12 protein-coding genes are annotated in these 9,889 nt (G+C 48.6%); 7 read left to right on the top strand and 5 right to left on the bottom strand.

The window, feature by feature from the left end:
- Positions 1 to 88: 88 nt before the first annotated feature.
- From MUB35_RS27810 to MUB35_RS27820, 3 genes are all read left to right on the top strand, one after another.
- Positions 89 to 958, top strand: a complete 870-nt coding sequence (locus MUB35_RS27810; protein WP_033141457.1) for a helix-turn-helix domain-containing protein — start codon at positions 89 to 91, stop codon at positions 956 to 958.
- Positions 959 to 1,082: 124 nt separating this feature from the next.
- Complete coding sequence (locus tag MUB35_RS27815) at positions 1,083 to 1,529, top strand: MarR family winged helix-turn-helix transcriptional regulator (protein ID WP_033141456.1); 447 nt, start codon at positions 1,083 to 1,085, stop codon at positions 1,527 to 1,529.
- A gap of 30 nt (positions 1,530 to 1,559) precedes the next feature.
- Positions 1,560 to 2,633 carry an FUSC family protein gene (locus MUB35_RS27820; protein ID WP_033141455.1) on the top strand — a complete coding sequence of 358 codons (1,074 nt, stop codon included), beginning with the start codon at positions 1,560 to 1,562 and terminating at the stop codon, positions 2,631 to 2,633.
- Between the two features lie 11 nt (positions 2,634 to 2,644).
- Here the strand turns inward: MUB35_RS27820 and MUB35_RS27825 are convergent, their stop codons facing one another.
- Positions 2,645 to 3,520, bottom strand: coding sequence for a LysR family transcriptional regulator (locus tag MUB35_RS27825; RefSeq protein WP_103732683.1), 876 nt, complete (start codon positions 3,518 to 3,520; stop codon positions 2,645 to 2,647).
- Positions 3,521 to 3,657: 137 nt separating this feature from the next.
- Here MUB35_RS27825 and MUB35_RS27830 point away from each other — a divergent pair, with 137 nt between their 5' ends.
- Positions 3,658 to 4,689, top strand: a complete 1,032-nt coding sequence (locus tag MUB35_RS27830) for a YeiH family protein (protein ID WP_033141453.1) — start codon at positions 3,658 to 3,660, stop codon at positions 4,687 to 4,689.
- Between the two features lie 69 nt (positions 4,690 to 4,758).
- Here MUB35_RS27830 and MUB35_RS27835 read toward each other — a convergent pair whose 3' ends face one another.
- Positions 4,759 to 4,947, bottom strand: coding sequence for a (2Fe-2S)-binding protein (locus tag MUB35_RS27835; RefSeq protein WP_033141452.1), 189 nt, complete (start codon positions 4,945 to 4,947; stop codon positions 4,759 to 4,761).
- 1 nt (position 4,948) lies between these two features.
- Positions 4,949 to 5,461, bottom strand: a complete 513-nt coding sequence (locus MUB35_RS27840; protein WP_033141451.1) for a ferritin — start codon at positions 5,459 to 5,461, stop codon at positions 4,949 to 4,951.
- A 276-nt stretch (positions 5,462 to 5,737) separates the two neighbouring features.
- Here MUB35_RS27840 and MUB35_RS27845 point away from each other — a divergent pair, with 276 nt between their 5' ends.
- From MUB35_RS27845 to MUB35_RS27855, 3 genes are all read left to right on the top strand, one after another.
- The gene (locus tag MUB35_RS27845; protein ID WP_033141450.1) at positions 5,738 to 6,820 is read left to right on the top strand and encodes a helix-turn-helix domain-containing protein; all 1,083 of its coding nucleotides are present in this window, start codon (positions 5,738 to 5,740) and stop codon (positions 6,818 to 6,820) included.
- 77 nt (positions 6,821 to 6,897) lie between these two features.
- Positions 6,898 to 7,845: a carbohydrate kinase family protein gene (locus tag MUB35_RS27850; protein WP_244807212.1), complete on the top strand. Its 948-nt coding sequence runs from the start codon at positions 6,898 to 6,900 to the stop codon at positions 7,843 to 7,845.
- A gap of 147 nt (positions 7,846 to 7,992) precedes the next feature.
- Positions 7,993 to 8,715 (top strand): DUF975 family protein, encoded by a 723-nt coding sequence (locus MUB35_RS27855; protein ID WP_033141448.1) that lies wholly within the window; start codon positions 7,993 to 7,995, stop codon positions 8,713 to 8,715.
- Positions 8,716 to 8,898: 183 nt separating this feature from the next.
- Here MUB35_RS27855 and MUB35_RS27860 read toward each other — a convergent pair whose 3' ends face one another.
- Entirely contained in the window at positions 8,899 to 9,477 is a 579-nt protein-coding gene (locus MUB35_RS27860; protein WP_033141447.1) for a TetR-like C-terminal domain-containing protein, read from the bottom strand.
- 27 nt (positions 9,478 to 9,504) lie between these two features.
- Entirely contained in the window at positions 9,505 to 9,675 is a 171-nt protein-coding gene (locus MUB35_RS27865) for a hypothetical protein (protein WP_187370607.1), read from the bottom strand.
- Positions 9,676 to 9,889: the final 214 nt, after the last annotated feature.

The following is a 9,889-nucleotide window of genomic DNA, read 5'->3' on the forward strand; positions in this document are numbered from 1 at the left end:
GAGAAAAAGCCAATTGACTGATTTGTTGTTTACATTGCAAAAGTTGCGGTTTCGTGATAATCTATAAAAAATGACGGAGGTGACAGGTGTGAAAAAAAATCTGCAGACAGCGTTCAGCACCAGGCAGTATATGCTTTCCAAAGATTTTGAGGTCTATTATTACAGTGATTTTTATCTGTCCCAGGTAAAGGACCATGCGCATGACTACTATGAATTTTATTTTTTCCTGGAGGGGAATGTGGGTATGATCATCGAGGGGAAGGAGTATTCCATGAGGCAGGGGGATATTGTACTGATACCTCCGAAAGCGCGGCACCACGCTGTGATTCGGGACCAGGAGCTTCCATACCGCCGTTTTGTATTCTGGATCACGGAAGAATACTGCAACAGTCTTATGGAAATTTCATCGGATTATGCCTATCTGATGCAGCATGTAAAGGTGACGAAGAATTACATTTTTCATACGGATGTGGTGATCTTCAATACCATCCGCTCTAAAGTCTTCGGGCTTATTGATGAAATGCGCTCCAAACGGTTTGGCAGGGAGGCGAAGATATCCCTGTGTGTCAATGACCTGATCCTGCACCTGAACAGAATCGTCCATGAACAGAATTATCCGAAGAGCGAGCGGGAGGAGCTGAACCTGTATCAGGGGCTGGCTGATTATATAGAAGAAAATCTGGATGGGGATTTGTCCCTGGAGAATCTGGCGAAGCAGTTTTATGTGAGCAAGTACCATATAGCCCATGTGTTTAAGGACAGTACGGGACTGTCCATCCACCAGTATATCACCAAAAAAAGGCTGTCCGCCTGCAGGGATGCCATACTGGGGGATGTGGGGATCAGTGAGGTGTATCCCATGTTCGGGTTCGGGGATTACTCCAGCTTTTACCGGGCATTTAAGAAAGAGTATGGGATATCGCCAAAGGAATTTAAGGATATGCAGGTGACGCTGTAATATAAAATGTCTGGAAATAGTTGACAAAATGAACTATTTGGCGTAGTATATCTGGATAGTTAATAATGTTAACTAAATAGAACCACAGGGACATTTCACAAATTCGTATACAGGAGAGAGAAAAATGGAATACGACTGGATAGAAATGATGGAGAGAATGCAGGATATCAGGCTTTTTTGCAGTCTGCATGTAAGGCGGGCAAAAAAAGGCGGGATCTCCTCTGCACAGGAACTGGATCTGCTCTCCAGGGTGGCGCTCTCCGGGGAGAAACTCACATCCCATATGCTCTGCGCAGGGATGGGAATCAGCAAGCCGGTAGTCAGCCGTCTGGTGGATAGCCTCTGCAGAAAGGAATTTCTGGAGAAGGAGGCGTGTGCAGCAGACCACCGCAGTTATTATCTGTGTATCACAGAGAAAGGGCGGGAGGAGCTGGATCACACATATAAGTATTATCTGGAACCGCTGTATTCCATGAGGCGCAGGGCCGGGGAGGAGAACTTTGCCCGGCTTATGGAGCTGATCCGCCTGGTGAACCATCAGGCAGGGGAATCCGGGGAAATGAAACAATAACAGAAATCAATCATTCAGGGAGTTGATCATTTGAGTATTTATCAGGAACTACAGTTGAATCAGGCCGGTTCAAAGGCACTGATCCGGAACAGTAAAGACAGCAGGGAAAAGAGAAGGCATCTTCTCATCTATGTTTTCAAAGTATTTCTGACGCTTGCATTCTGTATGGCATTTGTCACAGCTTATACAAAGATATTCGGGGAGGACAACAGTGTGGCCGGGGTGGTAGTGCTGCTTACCGTGATGGTGTTCCGGTCCGCGGATCTGGGAATCAAAGCCTCTCACGGTATGGGGGTTATTGTCATTTTGTTTGCCGTTCTGGCCGTGGGGCCGAGGCTGACCCATATGGTGCCGGCGGGATGGGCGTTTTTACTGGATTTTGTCTTTTTGCTTCTGCTCCTTACGCTGGGATGCCACAACATTATCATGGCCAATCACGCTACCTGGGTTCTGGGGTATCTGCTGCTTCAGGGAAATGATGTGTCCGGACATGCGTATTTCATGCGGGTCCTTGCGCTGGCATTGGGCGCACTGCTGACTGCGCTTGTCTTTTACAGAAACCACAGGGAGATTACCTATAAGAGGGGACTGAGGGATCTGCTGGGGGAATTTGCCCTTTCATCAGCCAGGACGAAATGGCAGCTCCGCATGGCCCTTGGCATCTCCTCCGGCATGTTTTTTGCGCAGCTCCTGCATCTTCCGAGAGTGATGTGGGCGGGATTTGCCATGATGTCCATTATCCAGCCTTTCCGGAAGGATCTGCTCGATCGGTTCAAATACCGTTTTCCGGGAAATGCCATTGGGTGTGTTCTGTTTTTCGGGCTGTGCGCGGTGCTGCCGGAGAGCTTTTACGGTTGTATCGGTATGCTGGGCGGCGTTGGTGTGGGATTCTCGGCAACCTATCTGTGGCAGACAGTGTTCAACTCCTTCGGGGCCCTTGCCATGGCTACGGGAATGTTCGGCATGACAGGGTCCGTGGCGCTGAGGCTGGCAAATAACCTGTTCGGCGTGGTATATGGTCTGGTGTTTGATTTTGTGTTTGAAAAGGTATGCTGCGCGGCGGAACGTATCTCCCGGGGAACGGAATCCGCGGATGCGGCGTAAGTGTGTTCTTCTCATTTCAGGAGGGAATAGAGCTGGGCGTATTCCTCCCGGAAAATGGTATCTTTGCGGAACACAAAGTTAAGTCCGTGCAGCAGGTGGAATTCCTGTAATTTGATCTCTTTTAATTTTCGGCTGCGGAGCTCATGTTCCGCGGCTTTTTTGTACAGAAAAGTGATGCCGCACCCGGAAGCGGTCAGACGCTTGATGGCGCCGATACTGCCGTATTCCACCACGCGGGCAAAGTCAGCGAGCCTTAAGTTCTGCTGTGCCAGGATGGACTCCAGGATATCCCTGCTGCCGGAACCTTTTTCCCGGGTGATCAGGGTGTAGGGCAGCAGGTCCTCTAAAACGCAGGGACACTTGGGAAGGGGAAAGTCCGCGGCGCATACAGCAATATAAGGCTCTTTGCTGTAGGGCAGGAAGTCGTATTCTTCCTTGGGAAAAGAGCCTTCCACCACGGCGAAGTCAATGACCCCTGTGTCGATCTGGCGCAGCAGCTCTCTTGTATTCTGGACCGTGATCTTCATGCGGCAGCCCTTGTCATCGCTTAAGATTTTCGTTATCTTCTCGGGAAGGATATATTCGGCTACGGTGAGAGTGGCGCCGAAATGGTATTCTTTTTTGGGCTGCTGCGCATTTCTGAGCCTGCGGCGGAGATGAGATTCATCGTTTTTCATGGTCTGGGCAGAGGCATGGAGAAGCTTTCCGGCCTCCGTCAGATATAATTTCCGGCCCTGTATGGTGAAAAGGTGTGTTCCGTAGGACTCTTCCAGAAAATGGATGTGCTGAGAAACAGCCGGCTGTGTCAGACCAAGCTTATGGGCTGCACGTGTATAATTCAATTCTTCGCATACGGTTAAAAACGTTTCCATACGAAAATCCTGCATTTTCTTATCCCCCTCTAAAAATATATTCTGGTTATAGTATAAGGTATTTTTATAGAAAAATAAATATAAATAATTTTTATTTATCATAAGAACATGGTAAGATATACCAAAGAAAATGCTAAAAGGAGAAAGGAAGTATGAATTTTGTGAAAAAGAATTGGAAAGGCCTGCTGCTCTGTCTGGTCATTGCAGCAGCAGGCTGGTATCTGGGAAAACTGGTCCCTGTGGTGGGCGGTCCGGTTTGTGCCATTTTGTTGGGAATGGTAGTAACACACTTTCTGAAGGATAAGACGGATTTGCAGCCGGGTATTACATTTACATCAAAAAAAATTCTGCAGTATGCAGTGATCCTTCTGGGATTTGGGATGAATCTCACAGTTGTTCTGAAGACGGGGAAACAATCTCTTCCCATTATCTTATCCACCATTACCACATCGCTGGTTATCGCTTATGTGCTGCACAGGGTTATGAAAATTCCCGGAAAAATTTCCACTTTAGTAGGGGTTGGTTCATCCATATGCGGCGGTTCAGCCATTGCTGCTACAGCGCCTGTTATTGACGCGGATGACGAGGAAGTGGCCCAGGCCATCTCCGTTATCTTCCTATTCAATATTCTGGCGGCAGTTCTCTTTCCTGCGTTTGGAGCTTTGATCGGATTTGATACGCACAGCGGGGAAGCTTTCGGAATTTTCGCGGGGACGGCTGTCAATGATACTTCTTCTGTAACAGCCGCTGCATCTACCTGGGATTCCCTTTATAATCTGGGTAATGCCACGCTTGACAAGGCTGTGACCGTGAAGCTGACAAGAACCCTTGCCATCATTCCCATTACCCTGGTGCTGGCAGTAATACGTACAAAGAATTTGGAAGAGGAGGAAGGGAACAGTGTTGAATTAAGAAAAATATTTCCTTTCTTTATCCTTTACTTTGTAGCAGCTTCTGTTATCACCACGGTCGCTGTGTACTTTGGTGTCCCGGCGGGGATCTTCAGTCCTCTGAAGACGCTGAGCAAATTTTTCATTGTCATGGCAATGGGTGCAATCGGACTGAACACCAATGTGGTGAAACTTATAAAAACAGGCGGAAAGCCAATCTTCATGGGCGCCTGCTGCTGGGCCGGGATCACATGTGTGAGTCTGGTTATGCAGAAAATACTAGGAATATGGTAAGAAGAATGCCTGCCGGGGCGACAGACGAATTGTCTTGACCCGGCAGGCATTTTGTATGCGCGTCAGTATTCAGGACGCGTGTTTTTTCAGCTGTTTCTTTGCGTACTTTTTTACCTTGCACTGGCAGTGGCCGCAGCCTTTTCCGGCTTTGGTCATTTTCCGCACTTCTTTGAAGGAGGAGGCACCATCCTTTATGGCCTCCTTGATATCTTTTTTTGTGACCTTAAAACAGGGACACAGATATTTCTCCCCGCTCATATCAAAGCACCAGGGAAGGGGCAGTGTATACTCTGGCTGCCAGTTCGGAATCCAGCATATAGAGGCTCTTGGAGTCATGTCCGAAAAGCTCGAACTTACGGATCAGGTCCTCCGCATTTTTTTCCTCCTCGCCCTGTTCTTTTACAAACCAGTCAAGAAACTGCATGGTGCGGAAATCTTTTACCGTGTACGCAGCGTCGTAGATATTGTGGATCAGGCTGGTTACATACCGCTCATGTTCCAGGCTGGCATGCAGGGGCTGGTCAAAGGCATCGAATACCTTGTCCGGCTTGTCTATGGATTCCAGTGATATCTTTTCACTGTTATTCTGCAGATACTGGATGAAGAGCATGGCGTGGTCGCGCTCCTCCTGGGCCTGAACGTTGTACCAGTTGGCAAAACCGTCGAGTCCCTGGTCTTTATAGTAATTGGCAAAATCCAGATATAAATAGGCGGAGTAGAATTCTTTGTTGATCTGCGTGTTCAGCAGTTCAGATACATTTTTGTCTAACATTGTAAAAACCTCCTTAAATTGGACTATTTTATGCAGGTATCCTGCAACTTAGATTATAGCACGGTACGATGGTTTCAACAATGGTAAAATTATGACTCCGGTCGTGTGTGACTATAGTTTACGGGTTGGATCCATTGGGCATAACCGGTGGTTAAAATATTTGAATGAAAATTAAAAAGGAATCAATAGTGCCCAAAAGGCACATCTGTTATAATAGCTATAACAGAGAACGAAAGCCGGCGCCGGCTGTCCCTCTGTAGGATGGAGGACAATGTTATGAAAATCAATGAAATTATCAGAACAAGAAGAAAAGAACTGAAGCTGACCCAGGAACAGGCGGCAGAATATCTGGGAATATCGGCGCCGGCTGTCAACAAATGGGAAAAAGGGGTGAGCTATCCGGATATCACGCTGCTTCCGCCGCTGGCAAGGCTTTTGAAGGTGGATCTAAATACCCTGCTGTCCTTTGAGGATGATCTGACGGGGGAGGAGATAAATCATTTCTGCAATGAGGTCTTTTCCGTGCTGAAGGAGAGCGGGTATAAGGAAGGATATGAACTGGCAATGAAGAAGATCCGGGAGTTTCCAAACAGTGACAGTCTGATCTATAATCTGGCCGGTTTTCTGAAGGGTACGCTGCTCATGTTCCCGGTTCCGGATGAAGATAAGGCAAAGTATGAGGAGAAAATCCGGGAATTATTTGAAAGGGTGGCAAAGAACAGCGAGACTGACTGGGGGATAAGGGGCAGTGCTCTGAATATGCTGGTGTCTGATTATATTACAGCGGAGGATTACAGCAGAGCGGAGGAGCTGCTGGCGCAGATGCCGGAGCCTGGGGTGGATAAAAGGCCAATGCTCACACTTCTGTACAGAAAACAGGGGAAAGTTGAGGAGGCAGTGAAAATGACACAGCAAAAGCTTCTCCAGGCAGCGGGCGATGTGCAGAACTGCCTGATCACGCTTATGGAAATTTATAAGAAGCAGAGTGACTGGGAGAACATGGAATATTATGCAGGTAAATGCAGAGATGTGGTGGAACTGCTGGATCTGTGGCAATACGGAAAGTATATGGTGGATTACGAGATGGCGGTTGCAGAAAAAGACGCGGACAGAACGCTGGAGCTGCTCGAAAATATTCTGGAAGAAATGGGGACACCGTGGGAACTGAGTAAAAGCAGGCTGTATTATAAACTGGCTGAGCAGAAGGAGAACAGCGGGCAGCAGACGGAAATATTTAAGCGTATGCGAACTGGGTTATTAACGGAGCTGGAAAAGAGTGAGGAGTTTGCGTTTGTAAGGGACAGGCAGGAGTTTACGGAATTGATTGAAAAGTTCCGGGAAGACGGCGGACCGGCCTGAAGATGACCGGCCGGAGAATGTGCGGCGGAGGCTGTGCAGTCATTTGCTGATAAATGGCAGAGCAAAGGAGTACGGATATGAAGGAAAAGATTTTAGTTGTGGGTGCGGCCATATTGGATGTGCTGGCAGAGCCGGCCGACGAACATGTTTTTGAGACCGGTTCAAGCCCGGCAGATGCCATCACCATGAGGACAGGAGGGGATGCTCTGAACGAAGCGACAGTTCTGGCAAAACTGGGGAGGAATGTCCGGCTTCTGACCGTGCTGGGCAGCGACCCGGCTTCAGAGATCATCAGGGGCCACTGCCGGAAATATGGGATCGGACTTGAACTTGCCAGGACAGAGCCGGGTGTGGATACAGGCATCAATGTGGTTCTGGTGAAGGAGAACGGGGAACGGAGTTTCCTGACAAATCCTCACGGCACACTGCGCGTTCTTTCCGGGGAACATCTGGAGGGAGAACTTTTCCGGGATGTAAAGATCCTGTGTTTTGCCAGTATCTTTGTCTTTCCGAAGCTTGGAAATGCGGAGATGGAGCGGCTGTTTCAGCGGGCGAAAAAACAGGGCGTGCTGGTGTGTGCGGACATGACAAAGAGGAAGAACGGAGAAACCGCGGAGGATATCCGCGGGGCGCTGGCCTGTGTGGATTATCTTTTTCCGAATTATGAGGAGGCAGTGCTGGTTACCGGGAAAAGAGAACTGCATGAGATCGCAGACACATTTCTGGACTGCGGTGTGGGCAATGTGGTGATCAAATGCGGGGATAAGGGATGTTTTGTGAAAAACAGGGAAATGTTTTTTACAAGCCCTGCCGTTCCCGGTGTACCGTGTGTGGATACCACAGGAGCCGGCGACAGTTTTGCGGCAGGTTTCGTGTACGCATTATCAGAGAAAATGGACCTGCAGACAGCAGCGGCATACGCAAACGCATGCGGTGCGCTGGCAGTGCAGAAACTGGGAGCTGCGGAAGGAATTGACAATATTGTTCAGGTAGAAAATGTGGTAAAGAAGTATCATTCTCCATGAAAGTATGGTAATATGGAACAGTGAAAAATTATCCGGATATATATTCATCGGAGCGTGTTTGAAAATGGTTTCGGGAGGCTGTGTGTCACAGTTGGTCGGAATGAATTTTCTGACAGGCACTGGTTCCGGAGAATGGGGGATGAAGTTATGTGGAACAGAATTGACCTGAAAATGAACGGTAAGGCAAATTTCCTGAAAAATTACGGACCGGCAGTATTGGTATCCCTGATATCGGCTCTTGTGGCGACAAAATATGGGCGCAGCTATAGCAGTGACGGCCCTTCGGGATCGTTCCTTGAGTTTTCCGGACTGCAATTGAAATTTGACTGGAGCCATTCGTTTTTTAATTGGGGAGGAAGCGCTTACAGTGCGGGAGCTGTTTCCCTGGCAGTGATCTTACTTGATATTTTTGTGTTTCAGATGCTGCTGATGGGGGCCTGCAGATTTTATGTGGAGAACAGGGATTATAATGCGCCGGTTTCTAAGCTGTTGTTTGGGTTTAAGAGCGGGTATTACGGAAACTCTGTGCTGGTTATGTTCATGAAAAATCTGTTTGTGGCTCTGTGGACGCTGCTGCTTGTGATCCCGGGAATTGTGATGAGTTATGCTTACCGAATGGTTCCCTATATTCTGGCGGAACAGCCGGATATTGATTACAGGGAGGCTCTTCGCATCAGCAAGGAGATGATGTATGGGCAGAAGTGGGAAGCATTTATTCTGGACCTTTCTTTTTTCGGGTGGCTGATAGTTGGTGGAATCACATGCGGAGTAGCTGGGATTTTTTATGTGAAGCCCTATGTGGATGCCACCAATGCGGAGCTTTATGTGGCACTCAGGGAGGACTGGTTTGGCAAGACTGCCAGGAGCTGATGGTTTTTCCTGTGTTTGAATGAGCTGACAGGACCGGCCTGCCGGACTCTATATGGATGTATGATGCAGTTTGGACTGCATGGTGATTCGTATGGAGGACGGCAGGCCGGTTTTTTGTTGTGCAGAAAAGTTGTTCGTTTTTCCCTGTGCAGTCTGAAAGTGCTTGGGGCAGGCTGCGGCGGGTTATGGTTTGGGGTAAATGTCTTTCAGGGCGTTCATGATCAGGCGGAAGGTCAGGTCAGCCATGTGCTGGGGGGATTCGCCTGTGTCGGAGTCCAGCCAGGTTTTGATCAGGCCGATGCATCCTGTGAGGCAGAAGGAATAGGAGTATTTCAGGCTGTCCATGTTTTCCGGGAAGGTGGCTTTCAGGACCTTCAGACTGTGCTCGGAGATAATGCTCTCTATGCGGCTGACAAAGGACATGTCGCCGTTGGGACCTAAAAGGGCGCTGCAGATGTCTTTGTTTTCCCAGAGGATTAGGAAGATGTCCTCTATGAAGGGGAAGCTGGCTTCATTGAAGGGGCTGACAGGGTGTTCCTGGATGATTTTCAGGATTTCTTCCTGCAGGTCGTTTTCTATGGTTTCCAGCATGTTGTAGATGTCTGTGTAGTGGAGGTAGAAGGTGGAACGGTTGATGTCGACTTCTTCTACCAGTTCTTTTACGGTGATCTCTTTGATGCTTTTGTGCTGCATGAGTTTGGAGAGGCCGGCGCGGAGTTGGGATTTGGTTTTTCTTATGCGGCGGTCGGGTTTTTTTGGCATTATTTTGGGGCTCCTTTCTTGTCTTGATTAAAGGGACGGTGAAGTCACAGCGGCAGGGCCGGGAGGGCGGGGTGTCAGGTGAGGGAAGCGTTCCGCTGCCAGGGAGCTAACCTGCTCCCAGTTACTAAATTCATCGGCAATGGCCTCTTCATTAAGTAACTGGGGCAGGTGGATCTCCCTGGCGCTCCTCTGAGACATCCCTCACCTGACACCCCGCCCTCCCGGCCCTGCCGCTGTGACTTCACCTGGTTATCAAGTGCGGGTGGTTGAGAGTGAAGGGGTGAGGCGGTTGGTTTAAACTGTACCCCTTGTCAAGGACATTTTGAATTTGTGTAGTACCTATTTTTTAGACAAATCTACACAAAACATATCCTTGATTTTAAACAACTGAGAATGGTGACAGATCCTGGGC

Origin of the sequence: Blautia sp. NSJ-175, assembly GCF_022867815.1 — a bacterium.
GTDB classification, from domain to species: Bacteria; Bacillota; Clostridia; order Lachnospirales; family Lachnospiraceae; genus Blautia; species Blautia celeris.

What these genes read in the sequence shown, in the direction of transcription:
- MUB35_RS27815 (WP_033141456.1), top strand. Translation starts at nt 1,083, where the DNA reads ATGGAATACGACTGGATAGAAATGATGGAGAGAATGCAGGATATCAGG.
- MUB35_RS27825 (WP_103732683.1), bottom strand. Translation starts at nt 3,520, where the DNA reads ATGCAGGATTTTCGTATGGAAACGTTTTTAACCGTATGCGAAGAATTG.
- MUB35_RS27830 (WP_033141453.1), top strand. Translation starts at nt 3,658, where the DNA reads ATGAATTTTGTGAAAAAGAATTGGAAAGGCCTGCTGCTCTGTCTGGTC.
- MUB35_RS27835 (WP_033141452.1), bottom strand. Translation starts at nt 4,947, where the DNA reads ATGAGCGGGGAGAAATATCTGTGTCCCTGTTTTAAGGTCACAAAAAAA.
- MUB35_RS27840 (WP_033141451.1), bottom strand. Translation starts at nt 5,461, where the DNA reads ATGTTAGACAAAAATGTATCTGAACTGCTGAACACGCAGATCAACAAA.
- MUB35_RS27845 (WP_033141450.1), top strand. Translation starts at nt 5,738, where the DNA reads ATGAAAATCAATGAAATTATCAGAACAAGAAGAAAAGAACTGAAGCTG.
- MUB35_RS27850 (WP_244807212.1), top strand. Translation starts at nt 6,898, where the DNA reads ATGAAGGAAAAGATTTTAGTTGTGGGTGCGGCCATATTGGATGTGCTG.
- MUB35_RS27855 (WP_033141448.1), top strand. Translation starts at nt 7,993, where the DNA reads ATGTGGAACAGAATTGACCTGAAAATGAACGGTAAGGCAAATTTCCTG.
- MUB35_RS27860 (WP_033141447.1), bottom strand. Translation starts at nt 9,477, where the DNA reads ATGCCAAAAAAACCCGACCGCCGCATAAGAAAAACCAAATCCCAACTC.
- MUB35_RS27865 (WP_187370607.1), bottom strand. Translation starts at nt 9,675, where the DNA reads ATGTCTCAGAGGAGCGCCAGGGAGATCCACCTGCCCCAGTTACTTAAT.